General features: G+C 62.5%; 23 protein-coding genes, 2 tRNA genes and 2 riboswitches. Of the genes, 3 read left to right on the top strand and 22 right to left on the bottom strand.

Annotation, left to right across the window (positions count from 1 at the left end):
* Positions 1-50: 50 nt before the first annotated feature.
* From hisD to INS80_RS02965, 4 genes are all read right to left on the bottom strand, one after another.
* The gene (gene hisD, locus INS80_RS02980; protein WP_192964175.1) at positions 51-1,352 is read right to left on the bottom strand and encodes a histidinol dehydrogenase; all 1,302 of its coding nucleotides are present in this window, start codon (positions 1,350-1,352) and stop codon (positions 51-53) included.
* Between the two features lie 78 nt (positions 1,353-1,430).
* Positions 1,431-1,910 (bottom strand): DUF2948 family protein, encoded by a 480-nt coding sequence (locus INS80_RS02975; RefSeq protein ID WP_192964174.1) that lies wholly within the window; start codon positions 1,908-1,910, stop codon positions 1,431-1,433.
* Positions 1,910-3,178, bottom strand: coding sequence for a UDP-N-acetylglucosamine 1-carboxyvinyltransferase (murA, locus tag INS80_RS02970; protein ID WP_192964173.1), 1,269 nt, complete (start codon positions 3,176-3,178; stop codon positions 1,910-1,912). The genes INS80_RS02975 and murA overlap by 1 nt, the downstream gene beginning before the upstream one ends.
* Before the next feature lie 5 nt (positions 3,179-3,183).
* Positions 3,184-3,390 (bottom strand): hypothetical protein, encoded by a 207-nt coding sequence (locus tag INS80_RS02965; RefSeq protein ID WP_192967356.1) that lies wholly within the window; start codon positions 3,388-3,390, stop codon positions 3,184-3,186.
* Between the two features lie 34 nt (positions 3,391-3,424).
* Here INS80_RS02965 and INS80_RS02960 point away from each other — a divergent pair.
* Positions 3,425-3,499 (top strand) — tRNA-Thr (locus INS80_RS02960).
* A gap of 58 nt (positions 3,500-3,557) precedes the next feature.
* On the opposite strand, the gene INS80_RS02955 is transcribed toward INS80_RS02960, so the two are convergent.
* From INS80_RS02955 to cbiE, 9 genes are all read right to left on the bottom strand, one after another.
* Complete coding sequence (locus INS80_RS02955) at positions 3,558-4,157, bottom strand: transposase (RefSeq protein ID WP_369411358.1); 600 nt, start codon at positions 4,155-4,157, stop codon at positions 3,558-3,560.
* Positions 4,158-4,913: 756 nt separating this feature from the next.
* A tRNA-Leu gene (locus INS80_RS02950) sits at positions 4,914-4,999 on the bottom strand.
* Between the two features lie 217 nt (positions 5,000-5,216).
* On the bottom strand, positions 5,217-5,978 hold the full coding sequence (cobF, locus tag INS80_RS02945) for a precorrin-6A synthase (deacetylating) (RefSeq protein ID WP_192964172.1): 762 nt from the start codon (positions 5,976-5,978) through the stop codon (positions 5,217-5,219).
* A gap of 89 nt (positions 5,979-6,067) precedes the next feature.
* Positions 6,068-6,748 (bottom strand): energy-coupling factor ABC transporter permease, encoded by a 681-nt coding sequence (locus tag INS80_RS02940; protein ID WP_192964171.1) that lies wholly within the window; start codon positions 6,746-6,748, stop codon positions 6,068-6,070.
* A gap of 54 nt (positions 6,749-6,802) precedes the next feature.
* Positions 6,803-7,018, bottom strand: a riboswitch (cobalamin riboswitch).
* A 70-nt stretch (positions 7,019-7,088) separates the two neighbouring features.
* Positions 7,089-7,820, bottom strand: a complete 732-nt coding sequence (gene cobA, locus INS80_RS02935; protein ID WP_192964170.1) for a uroporphyrinogen-III C-methyltransferase — start codon at positions 7,818-7,820, stop codon at positions 7,089-7,091.
* A complete protein-coding gene (locus INS80_RS02930; RefSeq protein ID WP_192964169.1) occupies positions 7,817-9,151 on the bottom strand; it encodes a cobyrinic acid a,c-diamide synthase CobB in 1,335 nt (444 codons plus the stop codon). Before INS80_RS02930 ends, cobA begins: the two co-directional genes overlap by 4 nt.
* Positions 9,144-9,938: a precorrin-4 C(11)-methyltransferase gene (gene cobM / locus INS80_RS02925; RefSeq protein ID WP_192964168.1), complete on the bottom strand. Its 795-nt coding sequence runs from the start codon at positions 9,936-9,938 to the stop codon at positions 9,144-9,146. Before cobM ends, INS80_RS02930 begins: the two co-directional genes overlap by 8 nt.
* On the bottom strand, positions 9,935-10,312 hold the full coding sequence (locus INS80_RS02920; protein WP_192964167.1) for a cobalamin biosynthesis protein: 378 nt from the start codon (positions 10,310-10,312) through the stop codon (positions 9,935-9,937). Before INS80_RS02920 ends, cobM begins: the two co-directional genes overlap by 4 nt.
* A complete protein-coding gene (gene cbiE, locus INS80_RS02915; RefSeq protein ID WP_192964166.1) occupies positions 10,309-11,508 on the bottom strand; it encodes a precorrin-6y C5,15-methyltransferase (decarboxylating) subunit CbiE in 1,200 nt (399 codons plus the stop codon). Before cbiE ends, INS80_RS02920 begins: the two co-directional genes overlap by 4 nt.
* Here cbiE and INS80_RS02910 point away from each other — a divergent pair.
* Positions 11,507-12,280 (top strand): cobalt-precorrin-6A reductase, encoded by a 774-nt coding sequence (locus INS80_RS02910; RefSeq protein ID WP_192967168.1) that lies wholly within the window; start codon positions 11,507-11,509, stop codon positions 12,278-12,280. The genes cbiE and INS80_RS02910 overlap by 2 nt on opposite strands.
* Here INS80_RS02910 and cobJ read toward each other — a convergent pair.
* The 7 genes from cobJ to INS80_RS02875 all read right to left on the bottom strand — a co-directional run bounded on the left by cobJ (position 12,244) and on the right by INS80_RS02875 (position 20,371).
* Positions 12,244-13,008: a precorrin-3B C(17)-methyltransferase gene (cobJ, locus tag INS80_RS02905; RefSeq protein WP_226892542.1), complete on the bottom strand. Its 765-nt coding sequence runs from the start codon at positions 13,006-13,008 to the stop codon at positions 12,244-12,246. The genes INS80_RS02910 and cobJ overlap by 37 nt on opposite strands.
* The gene (gene cobI / locus INS80_RS02900) at positions 13,005-13,721 is read right to left on the bottom strand and encodes a precorrin-2 C(20)-methyltransferase (RefSeq protein ID WP_192964165.1); all 717 of its coding nucleotides are present in this window, start codon (positions 13,719-13,721) and stop codon (positions 13,005-13,007) included. Before cobI ends, cobJ begins: the two co-directional genes overlap by 4 nt.
* 2 nt (positions 13,722-13,723) lie before the next feature.
* Positions 13,724-14,353 carry a precorrin-8X methylmutase gene (locus INS80_RS02895; protein WP_192964164.1) on the bottom strand — a complete coding sequence of 210 codons (630 nt, stop codon included), beginning with the start codon at positions 14,351-14,353 and terminating at the stop codon, positions 13,724-13,726.
* Position 14,354: 1 nt separating this feature from the next.
* The gene (cobG, locus tag INS80_RS02890; RefSeq protein WP_192964163.1) at positions 14,355-15,515 is read right to left on the bottom strand and encodes a precorrin-3B synthase; all 1,161 of its coding nucleotides are present in this window, start codon (positions 15,513-15,515) and stop codon (positions 14,355-14,357) included.
* The gene (cobN, locus tag INS80_RS02885) at positions 15,512-18,760 is read right to left on the bottom strand and encodes a cobaltochelatase subunit CobN (protein ID WP_192964162.1); all 3,249 of its coding nucleotides are present in this window, start codon (positions 18,758-18,760) and stop codon (positions 15,512-15,514) included. The genes cobG and cobN overlap by 4 nt, the downstream gene beginning before the upstream one ends.
* A gap of 150 nt (positions 18,761-18,910) precedes the next feature.
* Positions 18,911-19,945 (bottom strand): cobalamin biosynthesis protein CobW, encoded by a 1,035-nt coding sequence (gene cobW / locus INS80_RS02880; RefSeq protein ID WP_192964161.1) that lies wholly within the window; start codon positions 19,943-19,945, stop codon positions 18,911-18,913.
* 3 nt (positions 19,946-19,948) lie between these two features.
* Positions 19,949-20,371, bottom strand: a complete 423-nt coding sequence (locus INS80_RS02875; RefSeq protein WP_192964160.1) for a DUF1636 family protein — start codon at positions 20,369-20,371, stop codon at positions 19,949-19,951.
* A gap of 105 nt (positions 20,372-20,476) precedes the next feature.
* Positions 20,477-20,696, bottom strand: a riboswitch (cobalamin riboswitch).
* Between the two features lie 61 nt (positions 20,697-20,757).
* Here INS80_RS02875 and cobO point away from each other — a divergent pair.
* Positions 20,758-21,393 carry a cob(I)yrinic acid a,c-diamide adenosyltransferase gene (gene cobO, locus INS80_RS02870; protein WP_192964159.1) on the top strand — a complete coding sequence of 212 codons (636 nt, stop codon included), beginning with the start codon at positions 20,758-20,760 and terminating at the stop codon, positions 21,391-21,393.
* A gap of 6 nt (positions 21,394-21,399) precedes the next feature.
* Here the strand turns inward: cobO and glpD are convergent, their stop codons facing one another.
* Both glpD and INS80_RS02860 read right to left on the bottom strand, forming a co-directional pair.
* Positions 21,400-22,965, bottom strand: coding sequence for a glycerol-3-phosphate dehydrogenase (gene glpD, locus INS80_RS02865; RefSeq protein WP_192964158.1), 1,566 nt, complete (start codon positions 22,963-22,965; stop codon positions 21,400-21,402).
* A complete protein-coding gene (locus tag INS80_RS02860; RefSeq protein WP_192964157.1) occupies positions 22,958-23,758 on the bottom strand; it encodes a DeoR/GlpR family DNA-binding transcription regulator in 801 nt (266 codons plus the stop codon). The genes glpD and INS80_RS02860 overlap by 8 nt, the downstream gene beginning before the upstream one ends.
* Between the last annotated feature and the right edge of the window lie 102 nt (positions 23,759-23,860).

Genomic DNA, 23,860 nt, shown 5'->3' with positions numbered 1-23,860 from the left:
GGCAATCATTTGACTGCCGCCTGATTGCTGCGCGGCAGCTTTGTGCGGTTTCAGTCGTTCAGAGCGTTCAATCGCACGGTCACGGATAAGCCGTGCGCCTCAAGGCTTTCGCTTTGCGCGAGGGTTTCGGCGGCAGGACCTATGGCGCGCAGGGCCTCGGGGGTCATCCGGGCGAGCGTTGTACGTTTGAGGAAATCCATCACTGACAGCCCCGAAGAGAACCGCGCCGAGCGCGCGGTGGGCAGCACGTGGTTGGGGCCGCCGACGTAATCGCCGATGGCCTCGGGCGTGTACTGGCCAAGGAATATCGCGCCGGCCTGGATGGTCTTCTGGCTCAAGCCCTCGGGATCGGGCACGCAGAGTTCAAGGTGTTCCGGCGCGATCCGGTTCGAAAGCTCTGCCGCCTCGTCCAGATCGCGCACGGTGATCACCGCGCCAAAATCGCGCCAGCTGGCACCCGCGATGGCGCGGCGTTCCAGGGTTTCAAGGCGCTTGTCCACGGCCTCGGCCACGGCGAGGCCAAATGCGGCGTCGTCGGTGATCAGGATCGACTGGGCGCTTTCGTCGTGTTCGGCTTGGCTCATCAGGTCCAGCGCGATCCAATCGGGATTGTTGTCCTTGTCGGCGATCACCAGAATTTCTGATGGGCCAGCGATCATGTCGATGCCCACCTTGCCAAAAACGCGGCGCTTGGCGGCGGCGACAAAGGCGTTGCCGGGGCCTGTGATCTTGTCCACGGGGGCGATGCTTTCGGTGCCATATGCCAGTGCGGCAATCGCTTGGGCGCCGCCGATGCGGTAGATCTCATCCACCCCGGCGAGACGCGCAGCCAGCAGAACCAGCGGGTTCAGAACTCCATCGGGGGTGGGGACGGTGATGGCAAGGCGTTCAACCCCGGCGACCTTGGCCGGAATGGCATTCATCAGCACCGAGGACGGATAGGAGGCAAGCCCGCCTGGCACGTATAGCCCGGCAGCGGAGACCGCCGACCAGCGCCAGCCAAGGGTCGCACCCGCTGAATCGGTCCATTGTGCGCCTTCGGGCATCTGGCGTTCGTGATAAGCGCGGATGCGTTCGGCAGCCAGTTCCAGCGCCTTGCGTTCCTCTGCTGGAACACCTGCGATGGCGGCGTCCACTTCAGCTTCGGAGACTGCCAGCTTTTCGGCATTCAGCTCCAGCCGGTCGAACTTTGCTGTCAGCTCGATCAATGCCGCATCCCCACGTGCACGTACATCCGCAATGATTTCGGCGACCACGGCATCCACATCCGGGCTGTCCTCCCGCTTGGCGCTCAGGAGCGCGGCAAAGGCGGCTTCGAAATCGGCATCGGACGTATCAAGGAAAACGGGCATTTGGTTTCTCCGGCTGTGCGCAGGGGACATATAGGGCAGAAAGAGAGGGGGCAAGCCACATGAGCGCCCTATGCAGGCTCAGCTATCGCCGTGATCCGGAGCTTTGCCTGATGGGGCAGTGTAGGGCCGGGTTACATCGCGCAGATGCATTTCCAGCGCCTCCACCGACAAGCGGATCGCGCCATCGCCCGCGAGCGTCAGCACCAAATGGCCCGCCCCATCTTCAGCGGGTTCGAACGACAGTGACAGGAGCGACAGAACCAGTTCGTTGTCGCTACGGTCGAACCCTTGAGAGGCGACGCGCATCACATTGTCCACCACCAAAAGCGATTGTACCCGTTCATATGCGCGAGCGCGCCGCTCAGCGGCGGCACGGTCTTCCCAGCGAAAGCGGTTTATGAGCAGGGCAAAACGGTGCTTGGAAGCCTGCCAGCGCATTTCGGTGACCGGAAATACCGCATCCTGCACGAGGGCCGAGAGAACCTTCAGATCCTCATCAGTCTCTGCGCCCAGGTTCAGCGGTGCCTCGCGGCCTTCTTCAAATGTTGCGTCTGCCATCAGTTTCCCTTGATCCGTTCGATCTTGGCTCCCACGCCCGAGAGTTTGCCCACAACATGTTCATAGCCGCGGTCCAGATGGTAGACCCGGTTGACCAGCGTTTCACCTTCGGCGGCCAGCCCTGCAAGGATCAAGGACACTGAGGCGCGCAGATCGGTCGCCATCACCGGCGCGCCCTTGAGCCGCTCGACCCCGGTCACGGTCGCTGTGCCGCCCTGCACGTCGATCCGGGCGCCCATGCGGGTCAGCTCGGGGGCATGCATGAATCGATTCTCGAAAATCTTCTCTTCCAGAACGCTGACCCCATCCGCCGTGCACATCAGCGCCATCATCTGCGCCTGCAGGTCCGTTGGAAAGCCCGGGAAGGGCTCGGTGGTGACATTGACCGACCCAACGCGGTCACCCCGGCGGCGTACCTTGAGGCCCGCATCCGTCTCGGTGATATCAACACCGGCCTCGTCGAGCTTTTCGGCAAAGGCGCCAACCAGATCCAAGCGCCCGCCCAACAGTTCAACCTCGCCGCCACAGATCACCGGCGCCAGCATGTAGGTGCCAAGCTCGATCCGGTCGGTGACCACCTGATGGGTTGCGCCATGCAGGCGATCCACGCCCTGCACCTCGATCCGCGATGTGCCGTCGCCCTCGATCTGCGCTCCCATCTTGCGCAGGCATGCGGCAAGGTCGGAAATCTCCGGCTCGCGGGCAGCATTGTTGATGACGGTGGTGCCCTTCGCAAGCGTCGCCGCCATAAGGATGTTCTCGGTTGCACCGACGGAGGCAAAGGATAGGTCGATCACGGCGCCTTTGAGGCCGCCTGGTGCCGTGGCATGCAGATAGCCGTCGCGCAGGTCGATCTCGGCGCCCAGCTTTTCCAGGCCAAAGATATGGAGGTCCATCGGACGCGCACCAATCGCGCAGCCACCCGGCAGCGAGACCACCGCCTGTCCGAGCCGCGCCAGCATCGGCCCCAACACCAGGTTGGAGGCGCGCATCTTGCGCACAATGTCATAGTCAGCCACGTGGTTGTCGAGGTTATGGCTCGACATGGCCTGCACCTGACCATCTTGCAGAGCAGAGACCTCCGCACCCAGAGATTGCAGCAGTTCTGTCATGGTCTTGATGTCGCTTAGACGAGGCGCATTGGTCAGTGTCAGTGGTTCCTCGCTCAAAAGCGTCGCGGGCATTAGCGTAAGGCATGCGTTCTTGGCCCCCGCAATCGGGATCTGGCCGCTGAGTGGCCCATTGCCCGTTACCAGAATCGAATCCATTCGCCTTACCTTTCTGAACTGCCTGCCTCTGAGTCCTGTTTAGCCGCGCGCGCTTTGGCCTGCGCCTTGCGACGGGCCATGTTCGCCTTGAGCGCCGCCTTCAGGCGATCCTCGCGATTCGTGGACTGAGCACTGGTTTTTGGTGATTTTTTATCTGCCATAAACCTTGTGTAACTTAGTGTGAAAAAACCGTCCAGAATGGTCTTGCGCACCTCGGCGTTTATCCCTAAAAGCCCCCTCACCGGCGCTGCTGTAGCTCAGAGGTAGAGCACTCCCTTGGTAAGGGAGAGGTCGAGAGTTCAATTCTCTCCAGCAGCACCACTAACCCCCCTTTCAATTCAATAGTTGTTGGAGATCAGCGTTCTGCGCTTGCCGACTCCTACACGGTGTCCTCAATCATGGCTTTGTTGCACAAACTCGTATGTGGGCGCACTTCTCCTTTGCCGGGGCGGACTGATCCTGTTTGCTTTGTGACAGGTATGCGAGGAGCCTTGCAGCGGTCGAGAACTGCGACGCGGACCTGGATTTCTGCGACCTGCCGGTCGAAATCTCGCGCCATATTCGATTGGCTTAAGAGTTTCATTTTATGCATCTTCGTCTCGGCACGGCACCTGCGGTGATATCCTGCGCGTCGTCGCAACAGGGCGCGCGCCAAATCGCGTGAAGCATTGACTACCACGCCCGGGCTACCGCCCCGTCGCTTGTAGGCTTCCATAGCTTGGCGTTCCTGCGGGGCGGCATGACGGCATGTGCGCAACGGGACGGCAATCGCGTCGTGACACTTTCGAGTTTCGTATGTCCAATCTGCGGTGACTGATCCGATGTCCTGATCGAGTGGGGTTTGGGCAGGCAACTCGGGCAACATAGGCGCATCGCCCACATTGCCGGTGGCGACCTCGACCGGCCGAACCTCCAGCCCAGTCCGACCAGCCGCAGCAGGCTCTCCACGAACCCGCCATCTGCCGTGGCGGCATGCCAAACAGCACCTCAATCGTCAGGCAGCCTAGATCGCAGCGTCGCTGAAACGGCACTGACGGCCGCGTTTGCAGGTCGGCGGCGGTGTCCAAACCATCTCGGGATCAAGCCAGATCGACGGCGATCCGCGACGCCTCAAGCTGTCATTGCAAGCCGAGCAATTTGTCGTCAGGCACTTTGTCGGGGCTCAGCTGCTCATGACCTCCAGCTACCATGCTGGATTCACAAGGTGCATCCCCTCAGACGATTTGGCCGACAAAGCCTCTCGGTCAAAAACCGAAGGAGAATCAGGCTATAACCCTTACGCCACATTCAATGTCGAATTTACGGGTGCGGCTCACTACGTCTCTTTAATTGTCACCCTTTTGGGTGGCCAAGTCTCAAGAAACCGCTAGGTTTGTGCAAGGGGGGCTGCTCATTCTTCACCGACAGCATTGCGGGGGATTAGCCGCCGTCTGTGCTCTGGATCTGTTAACCAGGCCGGGGCCTCTGTTCGGGTGTTTCGCAACACCGAATCACAACCGCTGAAACAGGCCTATTGTCGTCGGCTATCGGTAGCCGTTCGGCACCCTGATGTCCCTTTGGAAGGCGCTAAAGGGTAAGCTCTTGCGCTGGGGGGCTTATGCCGCCCGTCGGGACTGGAGCAGCAAGCGATAGCTTTTGTTGTGATATCTGTCGCAGAGACGCTCGCGCGTGCGGTCATCAATCACAGCATGTCAGGTGCGCATGTTGGCGCAGTCTAGTGCAATTATTGATGCCGTGGTGCGGGCGGTGGGACTCGAACCCACACGGGCATACGCCCTTCAGATTTTAAGTCTGATATGTCTACCATTCCATCACGCCCGCATTCTGCGTGAAGGCCGTATCGATCTTTCGGTGTGGCCGAGACCCGAGTTGCGGCTTCTCAGTTGGATAGGAAGAAATTGGGCAGGGCACAAGGGCAGGATAGTCGCCGGAGCGGTTTTCCCGCGAGATATTTCGAGAAATAAAGGTTGTGCTCCGTAAGAGCTGTCTTCTGTAGGCGGCCGCGTCTTGATCTGTGCCCCTTGCCCTTGTTCCGGGGCTACTGGGTGTGCGTGCGCCGCAGAATGTAGATATCCATGAGCCAGCCGTGATCGGCACGCGCTCTGGCACGGGTCTCAAGGATGTGGGGCATAACAGCCCCGAGTTCACCCGCGATAGAGATCTCGTTCTCCATGCCCGCGTAGGCAGACCACCAGATCTGCACGCCTTGGGGGTCAATGCTCTGAAAGCTGCATTCGCCATCCAGCATGATCACGAGGGTGTCGGCGCTGTCTGGCCAGCCGACCTCGCGCAACTGGCGCCCGGTCGTGATGGTGACAGGGGCGCCAATCTCGTTCAGGGGGATGGCATGCGCGGCTGTCAGCGCCTGGATCGAAGTGATGCCAGGAATGACGCGCAGCCGGACGTTGGTGCGTGCCTTGAGCCGGTCGGCAATACGCATGGTGCTGTCGTAAAGAGAGGGATCACCCCAGACGAGAAAGCCGACCTTGCCACCTGCGGGCACAAGGTCATTGATGTTTCGCTCCCAGACTTCTGCAATGGCATCGTGCCAGTCATCCACGCCCTGCCGGTAGCTGGGATTCCCAGCATCGCGCTTGGGCAGCTGGAATTCGACGATTTGGGGGCCCTCACCGCGCAGTACCCGATTGCAGATCTCGCGGCGTAGCCCCGCCAGATCGTCCTTTCCTGCGCCCTTGTTGGGGATAAGGATCAGGTCCAGTGTGTTCAGGGCCTCGATGGCCTCTAGCGTCAGGTGCTGTGGATTGCCGGTGCCGATACCGACAAGGGTCAGGTCAATCATCATTCGGGGCCTTGGACAGGGAGATCCTTGTCAATGAACACGGCCCCGAATTGGGGCCGTGCTTGATAGCAGTTGATTTCCTGCAGTTCTTAAGTGGCTGCTGCATAAAGACGCGGTGTCACCAAACCGCCGCGCTCAAGACCACGCAGGCTCTTGGCGGTGGCGAGGACAGCAAGGTCGACCAGTGGCTCAATCAGGATGACCATCATGTAGGCCGCACCGAAGGTGAAGACCGATGCCATGGTTTCCGCGCCAATGCCCTGACCATAAAAGACCCAGAAAGCGACCCAGCCGACAACACCGGCCTGATAGGCGGTCGAAAGCGCAAGCGCTTGGGAGTATTTCAGATCCACATAGGCGGTGCCCGGCGCAATGACTTTCTTTGCCAGTGCCTGCATCGCAAACAGCGGCACCAGTAGTGTCGTCAGGTTGATGAAGTATTGCGGAAGATCGATGGGCGCAAAGAACACTCCCTGTATCAGAAGGCCCATTGCCAGACCAAAGGTGGCAGGGGCGGCACCAAGGATCAGGAACAGCGTCGAGCCGAGAATGAAGTGTACTTCGGAGACGCCAACCGGGAAGTGCGGCAGGATTTCAAAGAAAGCAAAAACGCCGACCGTGGCAATGGCCGAGCGCGCCGCGAAGGACGCGATGCCCGAGTTGCGTAGGTCATCCATGGTTTTCTTGGCGGCAAAGCCAAGCGCGCCTGCAGCGGTTGCATAGGACAGGGCGATTTTCGCACCGTCGACGATACCGGGTTCAATATGCATATCTGTCTCCTTGCCGCCTCACCCGGCGGCACTAGGTTCATTGGTGGCCAGTGCTGGCCGGGTTAACCAATGGCAGGTCTCCTGACTCGCGGGTCTGTGCCGCTCCGGGGCCTTCCCAGTCCCGTTTGGGACCAGTGGCCATGCCCGGTGGCTCGCCGCTCACAGTTGCGGGGGCAGTCACGGATTTGGCGCCTTTTGGCTACACCGCACCGTGTTCCCTTTTCATCCTTGGGTCTTAGACCCGTCGGAACCGTTGGTCATAGAGAGATGGCACAGGCGTCAAGAAGCTGTCAACGAGGCAGACGCGTCATCCATGTGTCATTTGCGGCATATGGCAGAATCAGTGCGGCAGGTCCTCGTCTGCCAGCGGCCCGTAGAGGATAAGCACTGGCGCCTTGGTCTCCATCGCGCGCAGCACATCCGGCAACTCTCCTACTGTATGACAGGACAGGGTCTGATCGGGTGTCGATACACCCAGCGCGATCAGCGCATGGGTTTCCGGCGGCAGTCCGGCCTCCAGCAGGCGCTCTGCCAGCGCAGCAAAAGTGCGTTTCCCCATGTAGACGACCGTTGTGGCCTCGGGGTCTGCAAGGGCGGCCATATTCAGGTCCTCTGGCAGGCCGCCGGTGACGTCATGTCCGGTAATGAACTGCAAGCGCCGCGCGGTCAGGCGGCGGGTAAGAGGGATGTTCGCAGCGGCGGCAGCTGCCGAGGCTGCAGTGACGCCGGGCACAATCTCGAAGCCGATACCGGCCCGGCGCAGGGCGGTAATCTCTTCCTCAAGGCGACCGAATACCCCTGAATCACCAGATTTCAGCCGTACCACATGAGCGCCGGTGGACGCGTATTCAACCAACAGTTGGCTCACGTGATCTTGCCGGGGCGAAGGGCGTCCGGCGCGTTTGCCCACTCCCACCAGATCGGCGTCCTTTCGGGCGTGGGAAAGGATCGGACCCGACGACAGATCGTCAAACAGCACCGCATCCGCGACCTCAAGCCGCCTCACGGCCTTGACGGTCAAAAGCTCAGGATCGCCGGGACCGGAAGAGACAAAACTGACAAAGCCGGTCATGGGGTCTCTCCAGTGATGAGATGGAAGAAGGTGCCGGTCACATGGCCGCGCACCGAGCCGGTTTCGGGCACCGGGTTGCCGTCTGCATCCATCACATTGGCAAGGGGGGCGTCGGGCTCATCCACAATGGTCGAATAGTGAAACTCATGCCCGCGTAGGGCGGTGCCGCTCGCAAACCCCGGCATCGGAGCCTGAAGGATCGCGCGGCGGTAGCCCAGATGGAACTTGCGCTTCTCGTAGGAGGTGACAAGGCCCAACAGCCCGGCCATCTGGTGCCGGTTGCCTGCCTTGTCGACCAGCACTTCGCCAAGGGCCATGTAACCGCCGCATTCGCCGTGCACCGGACGGGTTTGGGCGTGTTTGCGCAAAGCCGCGCGGAAGGTTGCCGCAGCGGCCAGTCTGCCGCCGTGCAATTCGGGATATCCCCCCGGAAGCCAGACAAGATCGGCATCCGCCGCAGGAGCCTCATCCGCGAGCGGCGAAAACGGCAGGATCTCGGCCCCCGCCGCCCGCCAGCCTTCCAGAAGATGCGGATAGGTAAACGAGAACGCAGCATCACGGGCCAGAGCGATGCGCTGGGCGGGTGGGTTCGGCAGATGTGCCGCTGCGGGGGCAATTCCGGCGCGGGCGGCGGATTTGATTGCCTCCAGATCGACGTTGTCGCGCAGGAATGCGGCATAGCCCGCGATGGCGGCTTCGAGATCCGGGTGCTCCACCGCCTGAATGAGGCCGAGATGGCGCTCCGGCAGGGTGAGATCGCCGCGCCGGGGCAGGGAGCCGAGAACGGGAATGCCAGCGCGCTCCATCCCAAGCCGGGTCAGTCTTTCGTGGCGCGCGCTTGCAACGCGGTTGAGGATCACGCCCGCAAAGGGCAGGTCGGGATCATAGGCGCGAAATCCCAGCGCCGTGGCCGCTGCCGATTGCGCCTGACCGCCCACATCCACGACCAGCACCACCGGCCAGCCCATGCGCTTTGCGGTTTCCGCGGAAGAGCCAAAGCCGCTTTGCCCGCGTGTCGCCACGCCATCGTACAGACCCATGGAGCCTTCGCCGACGCAGATCTGCGCATCGCTTGCCTGACCGGCAACGGCATCCAGCAGGCCGCTATCCATCGCCCAGGTGTCGAGGTTGAAAGAGGCGCGGCCCGCCGCGGCAAGGTGAAAGGCCGGGTCGATGTAATCGGGACCGCTTTTGTAGGGTTGAACTGCAAGGCCATCCTCTGCCAGTGCGCGCAACAATCCTAGCATCACGGTGGTTTTGCCTGTACCTGAGGCGGGCGCCGAGATCATAAAGCCCGGCGGGTAGGATCCGGTGTTTCCTGTTTCAGTCATCACCATCGCTCCAACTGGCCCATTGGCTGTCGGCGCTTTGCGGGCGGTAGCGCCGATCGTAATCCTGCGCGTAAAGGCAGCTTTCGTCAAAATCCTCGGCGCCAAGGGCATGGCCTACAAGGATCAGCGCGGTCCGTCCGCGCGCGCCATCTGTGGCTTCGATCAATGTGCCGAGGGTGGCCTTGATGATCTTCTGATCCCGCCAGGAGGCGCGCCAGACGATGGCAACCGGGCAGTCCGCGCCATAGGCGGGGGTGAGCCGCGCCACCACATCGTCCAGCACATGCACCGACAGGTGAATGGCGAGTGTTGCGCCGGTGCGGGCGAAGTTTTCCAGCGTTTCGCCCTCGGGCATGGTGGACGCCCGCCCCGAGGTGCGCGTCAGCACCAGCGATTGGGCTACGCCGGGTAGCGTCAGTTCAGCGCCAAGGGCGGCGGCGCTGGCGGCGAAGGCTGGCACGCCTGGCGTTACGTCATAGGCAATGCCCAGATCCCGCAGGCGGCGAAGCTGTTCGCCCATGGCGGACCAGACCGACAGATCACCTGAATGGAGCCGCGCCACATCCTGACCGGCGGCATGGGCGGCTTCGATCTCGGCCATGATTTCGTCCAGCGACATGGACGCGGTATTGACGATCCTTGCGCCTTCCGGGCAGTGCTGCAGCAGCGCCTCCGGCACCAGCGAGCCGGCATAAAGGCAGACGGGGCAGGCGGCGATCAGGTCACGCCCGCGCAGGGTAATCAGATCGGGTGCGCCGGGTCCGGCGCCGATGAAGTGAACGGTCATGGGGTCAGTCTTTCAGCAATGGCCGCAGTGGCCAGACCATCTGCGGTAACAACTCGGGGGCCAAGCAGGCGGGCGGTGGCGGTATCGCCGCCCTGGCATGCGCCCAGAAGGGCGGCGGCTTCGGCCAGCGATCCAGTTCCGAACCGCGCCAGGATACGGTCGGATGAGGTCAGGGTCGAAGTGCCGCGCAGAGCCTCTTCCGGCAGGGCGATAACGGGCAGGTTCATCTTGGCAGAAAGGGCACGGAACGCTGGTGTCTCTGCCTTGGCGGCAACCGAGGCCAGCCCATCGGGGCGATGCCCGGTCAGTGCCAGCGCGGCGGCGAGATCGTTCGCAGTAGCACCCTCGCGAAATCCGAAGCCTGCCACTTTCATCGCATGACACTCCATTGAAGGACGGGGCGCGCGCGCTCCCAGCCGCGCATGGAACCAAGCGGTCCAGCTTCGGCGATCTCGGCTTTCAAAATGTCGCCGCCATACGTTGCCTGGGCCTGCATCAAAAGTGTTTCGGTTTCCAACGTGACGCCATTGGCCACAATCCGAGTGCCAGATGGCAGCACGGCCCACAGGTGATCCAATAGCGCCTGCGAGCCGCCGCCGCCGATGAAGACACAATCGGGCATCTCGAACCCATCCAGCACATCCGGCGCGCGGCCCAGCACAGCTTTCATTTGGTGTTCGATCCCGAACCGTTCGGCATTGGCGCGGATATTGGCAATCCGATCCTCGCGTGGCTCGAAGGTGATGGTGCGCGCGCCGGGCGCGGCAAGGCACCATTCTACCGAAACCGAACCGGAGCCGCCACCGATGTCCCACAAGAGTTCCCCCGCGCGCGGGGCCAAGGCGGACAAGGTCAGGGCGCGGATGGGGCGCTTGGTGATCTGCCCGTCGCTGAGGAACAGATCGTCGGGTAACCCGCTGGCGCGGGGCAGGCCTTTTGCACCTGTAACCGCCAATGCGGCGATGACGGGCGCGGTAATGTCCGTCAGGTCAAATACATCTGCGCGCCGGCTGCGCACCCGTTGGCGCGGGCCGCCCATGGCCTCCATCACTGTGATTTCGGTCGCACCAAAGCCCTGTTCAGCCAGCCATCTGGCCAGCGCTTCCGGGGCCGCGCCATCGCGCAGGGTGCAGATGATACGCCTGCCCCTGTTCAACACGGGTGTCAGCCTCTCGAACGGCGCCGCATGAAGGCCGAGGCAGAGTGTTTCTTCCAGCTTCCAGCCAAGGGTATTTGCGACCAGTGAGAAGCACGAAGGCGCAGGGTGCGAGATCCATTCGCCCCGGTGCAGATCCGACAGCAGAGAACCGCCCGCGCCGTGCCAGAAGGGATCGCCCGAGGCTAGAACCACCACCCGACGTCCTCGCGCGGCCAGAACCGGGGCGGTTGAAAAAGGGACCGGCCAGGGCTGGCCGCGTGATCCCGCCTCTACAAGTTCAAGATGGCGCGGGCCTCCAAAAATGACCTCGGCATCTGCAATGGCTTTCCGGCTTGCATCCTGAAGCCCCGCCAGTCCATCTTCGCCGAGGCCGACGAGAGTCAGCCAGGGTTTTTCTTGAGGGTCAGACATCATGCGCATCCTGCTATTGGGCGGCACATCGGAAGCCTCGCGTCTTGCGGTTGCTGTGGCCGATGCCGGGCTCGATGCCGTGTTCTCCTATGCTGGCCGTACGGCGCAGCCCGTGTCCCAACCCCTGGCCCTGCGGGTGGGCGGGTTTGGTGGCGTCGAGGGGCTGGTGACCTACTTGCGAAACGAGCGCATCACCCATGTGATTGATGCAACGCACCCCTTCGCGGCGCAGATGAGCAGCAATGCGGTTCGTGCCTGTGGACACGCGGGTGTTGCACTGTGTGCGCTTGAACGCCCTGCTTGGCAGGCCGACACGGGTGATCGCTGGACCCATCTTGCCACACTGGAAGAGGCCGTTGCAGCCCTCCCGGATCGGGGTGCGCGAGTTTTCCTCGCGATCGGAAAGCAGAACCTGTCGGCCTTTGCGGCAAAGCCTGAGAACCATTACCTTCTCCGCCTGGTAGACCCGCCAGAGGCGCCCTTGCCGCTGCCGAATACCAGTGTGGAAATTGCCCGCGGCCCGTTCGATGTGATGGGAGACAGATCGCTGATGCAGGCCCATGGCATTACACATGTGGTTTCCAAAAATGCCGGCGGAAGCGGCGCCGAAGCCAAACTGCAGGCGGCTCGCGAGCTTGGCGTGCCTGTGATCATGATCGCACGCCCCAAAGTCCCGGAACGCAGGGTTTTGGCTTCGGTCGAACAGGTGATGGGTTGGCTTCGGGGCGGCGCTGATCACGAGGTTGCATCCCCTGCAGAGCGGGGCGTGTAGACAAACCGCCCGATAGCCCGAGTATCTCTGTTGCCGACGATCACCATGGTGCGCATGTCCGCCATTTCTGGCGTTGCGTGCTTCAGGGCCACGGTGTTGATCTGCTGCGTCGGTTTGGTCACATCACGCGCAAAGCTGATCAGCGTATCGCCGCCGCATGCGTCGCGCAGGATTTCCAGCGCGCGGGCGAACTGGTGTGGGCGAGACTTGGAGCGCGGATTGTAAAAAGCCATGGCAAAGCCCGCTTCGCCAGCCGCACGCAGGCGGGTTTCGATCAGTGACCAGGGCTTGAGATTGTCGGACAAGTTGATCGCCGCGAAATCATGGCCCAGGGGCGCTCCGATCTGGGCTGCGGCTGCCAGCATCGCGGTGATGCCGGGCAGGACGCGGATGTCGAGGTCGAGCCAGTCTTTCGGTCCGGCTTCAAGCGCCTCGAACACGGCCGAGGCCATGGCGAATACGCCCGGATCTCCTGAAGATACCACAACAACGCGCTTCCCGGTTGCGGCCATTTCCAGCGCATGGGTGGCGCGGTCCAGTTCGACACGGTTGTCAGAGGCATGAAGCGTCAAGCCGTCGCGCGGCGCGATCCGTTTGACGTAGGGGATGTACCCAACGATGTCAGTGGCGGCATCGATGGTATCGCGCACCTCCTGCGTCACCAGTGCCTCATCCCCAGGGCCAAGTCCTGCTATCACGACCCATCCGTTTTTCGATGGCGCGATCATGGGCGGCGCCCCTGTCCGTGAACGAGCACGATAGAGAAGTAAGGCACATCGCCCGTCACTTCGGTCAATTTTTGCACAGTCTGACCGGGCATTGTGCCACGTTCAACCAGCCAGGCGTCATCCAGTTTCCCCGCAGTTGCGAGCGCGCGTCGCAGTTTTGGCAGATTGCGACCGATCTTCATCACCACAAGCGCATCGGTGCCCTTTGCGCGCTCGGTCAGTTCTTCCTCGCTGAGCGTGGCCATGGCGACCGTCAGCACGTCATCGCCCCAGGTTATCGGCTGATCGGTGGCGGTCCAGCAGCCAGACATGCCGGTGATGCCGGGAATGATCTCGACCTCGGCGCGGCCCTGAAGGCGGCTGTGCAGATGCATGAAGGAGCCATAGAGAAAGGGATCGCCTTCACACAGGACCACCACGTCCTCGGTGCGGGTGATCTCCTCCAGCCGGTCTGCCCAGTCGTCGTAGAATGCGGACAGGATGCGGTTGTACTCGGGGTCGGAAAAATGGATCTCGGTCGTGACCGGGTATTCCATCGCGTGTTCCTGCACGCCTTTCGGCAAGAGGTCATCGACGATAGCGCGCGCCTGCCCCTTGCGACCGGCCTTGCGGAAATAGGCAACATGGCGGGCGCTTGCTATGGCCCGGTGCGATTTCACGCTCATCAACTCAGGATCGCCCGGGCCAAGCCCTGCGCAGATAACCTTGCCCATGATCACTCTTTCCAGCTGGCGAGCGCGTTGACCGCAGCCACGGTGATGGCAGAGCCGCCAAGGCGCCCCTTCACGATCATAGAAGGCACTGGCAGATCCTCCATCAAGGCCTCCTTGGATTCCATGGCGCCGACAAAGCCAACCGGGCAGCCGATGATGGCCGCAGGGCGCGGGCAGGCGGAGTCTTTCAGCATGTTGAGCAAATGAAACAGTGCCGTTGGGGCGTTCCCGATGGCAACCAGGGCACCGTCCAGTTTGGGGCGCCACAGCTCCAGCGCGGCGGCGGAGCGGGTGTTGCCCATCTCCTTGGCCATATCCGGCACCCTTGGATCACGTAGGGTGCAGATGACCTCGTTACCAGCGGGCAGGCGCGGGCGGGTGATACCTTCGCTGACCATATAGGCGTCGCAGAGGATCGGAGCGCCGGAAGCCAACGCGGCGCGGGCGGTTTCGGCCATGCCGGGGGAAAAGCGGATGTACTCTTCAAGGCCGACCATGCCTGCAGCATGGATCATACGCACGGCGACGCTTTCCTCATCTCGGGTGAACCGGTCCAGATCGGCCTCGGCGCGGATGGTGGCAAAGCTCTCGGCGTAGATCTTTGCGCCGTCAGTTTCATAGGTATGGAGCATGTCAGCTGCCCTCTGTCAGTCGTTCGGGAGCGGCACGCAGCTCGCGCGCGCTCAGGGGGTGTTCTAGCGGCTCATCGGCGGCGGTGCCATGGCGGATCAGAGCAAATCTGTCGCGTCCGGTGGCGGTCAAGGTCAGGGGCGCAGGGTCGGGGTGGGCGCAGCCCTTGGCGCACCCCGAGACGTGCAGATGCGCGCCTTGTGGTACGAAAGGTGCCAGGTCGCGCGCCAGATCGCGGGTGGGGGACAGCGCCTGCAGGCAGCCGGGCGCTCCGGTGCAGGCGGAGACCCGCAGGCGCGGATCCGTTGCATCGAGGATCAGGCCGGGCAGGGAGGCAATGTCGCTGGCGCCTTCGATCAGCAGCATTCGCCAGGGGGTGAGGCGCAAGGGGCCTTGGTCTGCCAGTGCCTTAAGGGTTTTCGCGTTCATCTGGCCGAACTCCAAGGCGACCAGCAAGCCTGTCGCCACGGGGCCGGGTTTGGGCTGTTGGCCTGGCTCGATGGATGTCTCGCTATAGCCGGCGGGGAGCGGGGTTCCCTTGGCAAGATGTGCCTTCATCCGCCCGCGCCCGCCTGTTGCACCTCCGGTATCAAGAAACCAGCGCGCCAAGTTGATCGCTTCGGCTGCAGCGGTGTCGCGAGTCACGCGCAAGCCAACGCGTTCGCCATCGGGACGCAAGACCAAGCCAGTATCTGCGCGCTCAATGCGAATGTCCGCGGCGGCTTCTTGCAGCACTGGCGCCGCACCGCAATCCACGGCAAAGCCGAATTTGCCGGGCAATTCCAGGTCCGTCGCTGCCGTCAAGGCCTTGGCCAGATCACTTGCGATCGCGGTGCTGTCATCCCCTTTAGCCCAGAACGGGGTGAGCATGATGTTGCGGCGCGCCTCTGCGGTCTCCTCTGTGTCCAGGAGGCCGAGGTCGCGCAGGCCAGAGAGCAGGGCCGCGTGGTCTTGTTCCCGAATGCCGCGCATCTGCAAGTTCGCGCGGGCGGAGAGGTCCAGCAGGCCATTGCCGTGGGTTTCGCAGAGGTCTGCCACACCGCGCGCCTGCTCAGGCGCAAGCCGTCCCATTGGCGCGCGGATACGGACCACCAGCCCGTCGCCCGACACCATCGGGCGCAGGGCGCCGGGGCACCAGCCGTATACCTTGGGCGCACCGCTCATGCCGCGCCGCTTTCGAGAGTTGCAATGATCGAGTTGCGGCGGGTGACCCAGAGACCACCCTCTTGCAGGGCGCGGAAACGGTCCCTCATGGCAGCTAGGGCATCGGGGTTTTCGCGCTCGAGGAACTCCACCAAGTCGTCGCGACCCAGCGTCGCTTCGAAGTAAAGGTCGAACAGATGCGGCGGTACAGCCTGTGCGAGGTGGGCAAAGGCAGCCATATGATCCAGCGTAGCAGCAATCTCGGCGCCACCGCGAAATCCGTGGCGCATCATGGATGTGGCCCAATCCGGGTTGGCGGCACGGGCACGGGTAACGCGGGCAATCTCTTCGCCTAAGGAACGTGCCTGCGGTGCATCGGGGTGGGTGGCGTCAAGGTGATAAAGGGCAGGCGCCTTTTGGCCGATACGCGCCATGGCGGCAGCAAAGCCGGCCTCATGCGCTGCATAGTCAGACGCCACGAGGATGTCCGTTTCAGGCAGGTCCTGCAGGTGTACGAAGCTGTCGACGCCCTTCAGGCGGTCTTCAAGCGCCCCGCGTGCTTCGGCGATATCGCCCTTTGCGTCGATGGCATGAGAGGAGGCATTGAGCCAGGCCTCACCAGCTGCAGCGCGCGCTTCATCGGAATAGTCGTCCATGTGCGCGCCCATAGACAGACCATACTGTCCGGGTTTGGGGCCAAAGACGCGCGGCGCTTCTGCCAGGTAGGGATTGTCGGTCTCAGCCTCGTCCCGGTCTGCGAGAGCGCCGGCGGCGGCTTCGAACATCTGGGCCAAGCCGGGAAAGACATCGCGAAAGAGACCGGAGACCCGCAAGGTCACGTCGATTCGGGGGCGATTCAGCATCGACATGGGCAATATCTCAAAGCCCGAGACCCTTTCAGAGCCTTCATCCCATTTCGGGGCTAAGCCCGCCAGGTGCAGGGCCATGGCGAATTCCTCGCCCGCGGTGCGCATGGTGGCCGACCCCCACAGATCGATAACGAGCCCTTTGGGCCAGTCGCCATGATCCTGAAGATGGCGGCGCAGCAGCTCTTCCGCCAGTTTGACCCCTTGTGCATGCGCCGCCCGCGAGGGCACCGCCCGTGGATCGGTGGTAAAAAGGTTGCGCCCGGTGGGGATTACGTCGCTGCGACCGCGAAAAGGAGAGCCGGAGGGACCGGGAGCGACCAGCCGCCCGCATAGGGCGGCCATCACACCGGCGATCTCCTGCGGGCCGCACTGGCCAGTGCCAAAGACGTGCAGGCCTTCGGCGTATTGGCTTTCCTTGATGTCGCAAACAAAGGCGTCGATGCGGGTGATCGCCTCGGCGGCAGAACAATCGGGTGTTAGGCCGAGATCGGCCTCGACGCCGGTGCCTTGCGCCTCGGCTCGGATATCTTCGATAAGACGGTCCCGGCGGGCGGGATCGAGCCCGTCTGCGGTGGAGTATTCGTCCAGAAGGCTTTCGAGCCGCGCCATGCCATCGGGCAGGTTGGTCTGGGCCAGCGGCGGTGGCAGGTGGCCGATTGTTACGCCGCCGATGCGCCGCTTGGCCTGGGCCGCCTCGCCGGGGTCGTTGACGATGAAGGGGTAGATTACCGGGAGAGGCCCAATCAGCGCCTCGGGCCAGCAAGTTTCAGACAGGGCGACCGCCTTTCCGGGCAGCCATTCCAGCGTGCCATGGGCGCCGATGTGAAGGACTGCATCAACTTGCTGCTGGAGCCAGAGGTAGAAGGCCACATAGGCATGGCGCGGGGTGCGGTCCAGATCGTGATAGTCATCCACGCGGGTCTTCACCTCGCCCCGTTCGGGTTGCAGGGCGATGATCGCCTTGCCTGCGGTGAGCGCCTTCATGTGAAAGGCACCATCCTGGAGGTCCGGGTCGTCTTCGGGTGCACCCCAGGCGTCTGTAAGGTCCTGTTGCAGCTTTTCAGGGAGCGTTCGAAGGGCCGCTTTGTAGTCGCCTAGCGGAAGCGAAATCGTCTCTTGCCCAAGGCGGGCGCCAAGGTCGCCTTTTGGTGACACGTCATGCCCGTGATCGGCCAGCGCGCTGAGCAAGACCTCGCAGGAGGCAAGTGCATCAAGGCCGACGGCATGGGCGATGTTGTAGTCGCGGCCGGGATAGGTGGAGAGTACCAGCGCGAGGCGTTTGTCTTGGTTGTCGAGTGATGCAAGGCGGAGCCAGCCTTCGACCCTGTCAATGGTTGCGCGCACGCGGTCCGGGTCGGCGCGATGGGCGAAACGCGAATACTGGAGGTCAGGATCCTTTTTGGCCGGGGCCTTGAAGCTGACCACACCGGCCATGATGCGACCGTCCACCTCGGGCAACACCACATGCATGGCAAGATCGGCAGGTGACAGGCCACGTGCCGCTTCTGCCCAGTCCTTGCGGCGGGCGGTGGACAGCGCGACCTGAAACACCGGGCAGCCCGTCACGCTGAGCGGAGAGGCGCGCCCATCTGACCCTTGCGCCGAAAAAGCGGTGGCATTGATGATCGCGGCAGGGGCGAGGCGAGGGAGTTCGGCGTCGAGCCACTCCGCGGCGGCCGGTGCTTTGAGGCTGGCGGCAAAGATGCCAAAGGCGGCATAGCCGCGCGTCCGCAGTTCCGCGATCAGCGCATCCACCGGCGCGGTGTCGGCTGCTGTCAGGTAGGAGCGGTAGAAGCTGACGAGGACCAGCGGTTTGTCATCCTGTGGCAGGTCTGCAATGACGCCACGCTCGGGATCGTAAAAACCATACTCCGGTGTGGTCTTGAGACCCGGAACCGGCCCTGCATAAAGGCCGGCAGCAAGCGCCAGTTGAGCAAGGGCCGCCTGTGCCGCAACCGCGCCGCCCGCATCACACAGCGCCTGAAGGCGACGCAGGGTCGAGACTGGCAGGGTCGACAGCTCATCAAGGCGCGGATCCTCGCGCCCGTCGGCGGGCAGGATGGCAAGCGCGATGCCTTTGCGTCGGGCCAGATCCTGCAGGGTTGCCAGGCCATAAGGCCAGTAGCTTTCGCCGCCGATGAGACGCACCAACACGCCCTTTGCACCCTCAAGCGTCTGCTCAGTGTAGGTATCGACTGACAGGGGGTGTTTCAGCGCCACCAGATTGGCAAGGCGGCAGGACGGCAGCTTGCCCTTGGCCCGGTGCCAGCCGGCTGCAAAAGCGCCAAGGTCGCTGTCGGAAAAGGACAGAACGATCAGATCCGCCGGATCCTGCCCGACGTCGAAGGGGGTATCGGTTTCCTCTAGCCCGTGACTTTCGCGAAATACGACGTGCATGGGTCAGCTCCGCAACTTGGCAACAGGTGTGCCGAGAACTGCACACGGACGCGGGTGGGGGCAAAGCCCCCGCCGACGGGGGCGGTCGGGGGCTGTCCGGCCGTTTGGCCGAACGATAGGGTTGTTATCTTTCGCCCCCCGCATGACAGGTCAGGCTCCGAGATCTGCGTGGATGCCCGCGACGTCGATATCGTCGTGTTCGGCAATAACCACCAGCTGGGTCTTGCGCGGCTGGGTGCCCCAGGGTTGATCGTATTGGGCGCGCAGGCGTTCGCCCACAGCCTGTACCAGCATACGCATCGGTTTTCCTTCGACGGCGACATAGCCCTTTACGCGCAGAATCTTGCGGCTGCGGGCCATCTTGATGATGCGATCTTGCAGGTCTTGTGGGTCTGAGACTTCGCCCATTTCGACCACGATGGAGTCAAAATCGTCATGTTCGTGATCATGATGCCCGTCGTGATGGCTTGGACGCGAGTCGAGGTCATCTTCGGCAGCAGCACCAACGCCCAGCACGACGCGGGGATCGATCACGCCCTCGGTCATCGGCAGGATCGGCAATTTACGGGGCGCTTCGGCCTCGATCACGGCGCGGGCCTTGGTCAGGCCCTCTTCACCGGCAAGGTCCGCCTTGGACAAGAGCACGATGTCAGCGCAGGAGATCTGATCTTCGAAGACCTCGGACAGGGGTGTTTCGTGATCGAGGCTCTCGTCTGCCTCGCGCTGGGCCTGAACAGCGTCGAGATCGGGGGCGAATTGCCCTGCGGCAACGGCTTCGGCATCAGCGAGGGCAATCACCCCGTCCACAGTGATACGGGAACGGATCGCGGGCCAGTCAAAGGCCTTGAGCAGAGGTTTCGGAAGAGCCAGGCCCGAGGTTTCGATGAGGATGTGTTCGGGCGTTTCCGGCAGGGCCATCAGCGCCTCGATCGTGGGGATGAAATCATCGGCCACGGTGCAGCAGATGCAGCCGTTGGCCAGCTCCACGATGTTGTTTTCCGGGCAGTTCTCATCGGCGCAGGATTTCAGGATGTCGCCATCTACTCCGGCGGTGCCGAATTCGTTGACGAGCACCGCCAGACGCTTGCCTTGCGGGTTCTGCATAAGATGGCGGATCAGCGTGGTCTTGCCCGCGCCCAGAAAGCCGGTGATCACGGTGACGGGAATTTTGTTCAGATCGCTCATCGGTTACTCCTGAGATGGGCTGTCATCCGGCGCAGGCGCCGGGGGAATGCGGGCAATGGATTGCTTGCGAAAGACCTGGGGACGTTCGCGCCAGGGCACAAGGCCATCCTCGGTCGCGGCATAGGCGGCGGCGCCTTCCAGGATTTCCGCAACGTGCTGGTCCGGGTCAAGATCGCCGTAGATATAGCTCCAGCGGCCCGCGCCGCCGCTCAGCACCATCGAGCAGCCGCGCTTGCAGGCCGACAGGCATTCAACGCCGCGTACGGAAACGCCCTCGGGCAAATCGGTGCCTTTGAGGGCCTCGAGCAGAAGCGTGCCAGGGCGGGTGGCCTCGGGGTCGACACCGTCGCGCTTGCAGGTTGTGCAGACGGTCAGGAGGACCGGCGCCTCTGCCGGGGTCTGGATGTCTGAAGTGTCTTTCGCCATGGTCCGGCGACTCCTTCGCGTTCCTTTTGGCAGGCGGGGAGGGGCCAGAAGGGAGCCGCATCGTTGCATCGGCTCTCATCCGGTCGCGGAAACACCCCGTCCGCCCGTTGATCCTATCCGTTGGCAGGTCTCCCGGCTTGTGGATCCCAAGGCCTGTGCGCAGGGCGGGGGGCCTTTTCGGTCCTCCTGCCTTCCCGGTTTCACCCAGTGGCGTGGAGGCCTCTCCGGTCACGGTCGCGGGGGCGGCTGCGCTCCGGGCCGTTTGGGGCCCTGTCACATTCCCTCTTCGCCTGCTTGCGCAGGAACCAACAAAATCCCCTTGCGCTATTGGGGGCTTCCTTGTCAAGACATGGGGCCTAACCGCGCAAGCAGCAGGAGTGGACCCGGTGAGCGAAAAGTCCGAGAACGGCATTTCAGAAGAGGAAGCGGCACGTCACGCCTCCAAAATGGCCAAGAAGAAGGCCGCCCGCGATCGCATGATGGCCAACAAGGATGGTGAAAAGGGGTTGATCATTGTCCACACCGGCCCCGGCAAGGGTAAGTCCAGCTCGGGATTCGGTATGATCATGCGCTGCATCGCCCACAAGATGCCCTGCGCGGTGGTTCAGTTCATCAAAGGGGCCTGGCAGACGGGCGAGCGCACGCTGATCGAAGAGAATTTCAGCGATCTTTGCCAGTTCTACGCCATGGGCGAAGGCTTTACCTGGGAAACGCAGGACAAGGCGCGCGACATCGCGGCGGCCCGCGCTGGCTGGGAGAAGGCCAAGGAGATGATCCTCGACGAGAAGAACACAATGGTTCTGCTCGATGAGATCAACATTGCGCTGCGCTATGAATATCTGGATCTTGAGGAGGTGCTTGAGTTCCTGGTGGAGCATAAACCCCCGATGACACATGTTGTGCTCACAGGCCGCAATGCCAAGGAAGAGTTGATCGAGATCGCGGATCTTGTGACCGAGATGGGTCAGATCAAGCACCCCTTCCGCGCCGGGATCAAGGCGCAGAAGGGCGTTGAGTTTTAGGGGGTATCAGGTGGCGGCTTTGTCCCGGATGTAGACGTCTACCGCCTCGCGTTGGGCCTCATCCAGGCGCAGGCCCAGCTTGGTGCGCCGCCACAGGAAGTCATCGCCGCTGCGCACCCACTCATTGGCAATCGTCCAATCGAGTTCCCGTTCGGTGATCGTCGCGCCAAAATCCTGTCCCAGATTCTTGGCGCTGTCTGCCTTGCCCAGAACATCCCAGGCCTCGGTGCCATAGGCGCGGATCAGGCGGCGCACGGCATAAGACGACAGGAACGGATAGTCCGCCGCCAGCCGATCCTGCAGTTTCTTTACGTCGGCAACCGGGAAATCACCGCCAGGCAGGGCCACGCCTGCGGTCCAGTCCTGCCCGACACCGGGCAGTGCTTCGGCGATCTTGGCCAGCGCGGCCTCGGCCAGTTTGCGATAGGTGGTGATCTTGCCACCAAAGATATTCAAAAGCGGCGCCGCGCCGTTCTCCAGCGTCAGCACATATTCGCGCGTCGCCGCCGTGGCTGAGCTGGCCCCATCATCATAAAGCGGGCGCACGCCGGAGTAGGTCCAGACGATATCCTCGCGGTTGATCGGCTTTTCAAAGTACTGCGAGGCAAATTTGACCAGATACTCCTGCTCCTCTGGCGTGCAGGTCGGGGCAGTTTGCGGATCGGGGTGGTCGGCGTCGGTGGTACCGATCAGGGTAAAGTCTTCCTCGTAGGGAATTGCGAAAATGATCCGCCCGTCCGTGCCTTGGAAGAAATAGCAGCGGTCGTGGTCATAAAGTTTTGGCACTACGATGTGGCTGCCGCGAACAAGGCGCACGCCTTCGCGGCTGTTCTGGCCCAGTTTCTGTTGCAGCACGTCAGCGACCCAGGGGCCGCCTGCATTGACCAGCATGCGGGCGCGGCGCATGAAGACCTCGCCGGTGGCGCGGTCCTTGAGATGAATAAGCCAGTGATCCTCGGCGCGTTCGGCCACCAGAACCTCGGTGCGTGTCATGATCTCGGCGCCGCGCGCCGCAGCATCGCGGGCGTTCAACACCACAAGGCGCGCATCCTCGACCCAGCAATCAGAGTATTCAAAGGCTGTCTTGAACTTACGCTGCAAGGGCGCGCCTGCTTCGTCCTTGATTAGGTCCAGCTTGCGTGTTCCTGGCAGGATGCCGCGTTTGCCCAGGGTGTCGTAGAGGAACAGGCCGAGACGGATCAGCCAGGCTGGGCGGCGTCCCTTCATCCAGGGCATCACAAGGGTCAGCAGGCGCGAAGTGGGGGTGTCGCTGTCAAACCGCATGTCCTTGTGAAACGGCAGTACAAAACGCATCGGCCATGAGATATGCGGCATCGCCTTGAGCAGCACCTCGCGTTCGATCAGCGCCTCGCGCACGAGGCGGAATTCGAAATACTCCAGATAGCGCAATCCGCCGTGGAACAGCTTGGTCGAGGCCGACGAGGTTGCCGAGGCAAGGTCGTTCATTTCCGCCAGACTGACCGACAGGCCACGCCCAGCCGCATCACGCGCGATACCGCAACCGTTGATGCCGCCGCCGATAATGAAAAGGTCGGTGATGTTCTCATCCATCGTTTTCGCTGCTTTCGCTTTGAGTTTCGCTTTGGCCCGCGACCAGGATGCGTGTTCCGGCCGTGCGGGCCGCCTCGGCGAAGGGGGCAGGGACAGGGGCGTCGGTGATCACGAGATCCAGATCTGCCACATCGCAGATCCGTACCGGGGCAGAGCGTTGGAATTTGCTGTGATCGCAGACCAAGATACGGGTGCGGGCGTTTTTGAGGATCGCGCGCGCAACCGAGACTTCGCGTCCATCGTGATCCAACACCGCGCCATCTTCGTCGAGGGCCGAAGCTCCGATCACCGCAAAATCCACCTTGTAGCGCGAGATGAACTCGACCGCGTCCTCGCCGACGATGGCGCCGTCGCTTTGCCGTACTGCGCCGCCGACAAGGACTAGTTCACGACTTTCGCCACCCATCATCATGTTTATAATGTTGATATTATTAGAAATTACCGTCAGGCCGCGATGGCTGGACAGGGCACGCGCCACCTGCTCGGTCGAGGTGCCGATATTGAGCGTGAGTGAACAGTTTTCCGGGATGACCTCGGCTGCCAGGGCGGCCATGGCCTGCTTTCCATCGGCATTGAGTCTGCGCCGATCCTCATAGGCGCGGCTTGCGCCTGCGCTGATGCGCACTGCACCGCCATGAACGCGCGACAGGGCGCCACGCTCGGACAGATCCCGCAGATCAGCGCGCACGGTCTGAAGTGAGACGCCAAACCGCCGCGCCAGATCATCGACCTCGACACGATCCTGCGCATTCAGTAGCTCGACGATTTCGTTTTGGCGTGTTGTGGCATCCATGGGCTTTCCTTTTCTAAAGCTCACATAGTGTTTGGATTTCGATTTGTCATCGTTTATTTTCGAGAATGCGCGCTTTGGGCCTTTAGACGCATTTTTTCCGGC

The organism is Phycobacter azelaicus (assembly GCF_014884385.1).
GTDB lineage: Bacteria > Pseudomonadota > Alphaproteobacteria > Rhodobacterales > Rhodobacteraceae > Phycobacter > Phycobacter azelaicus.
Note: the sequence above shows the minus strand (reverse complement) of the source record. Positions and strands in the feature narration are given on the sequence as shown.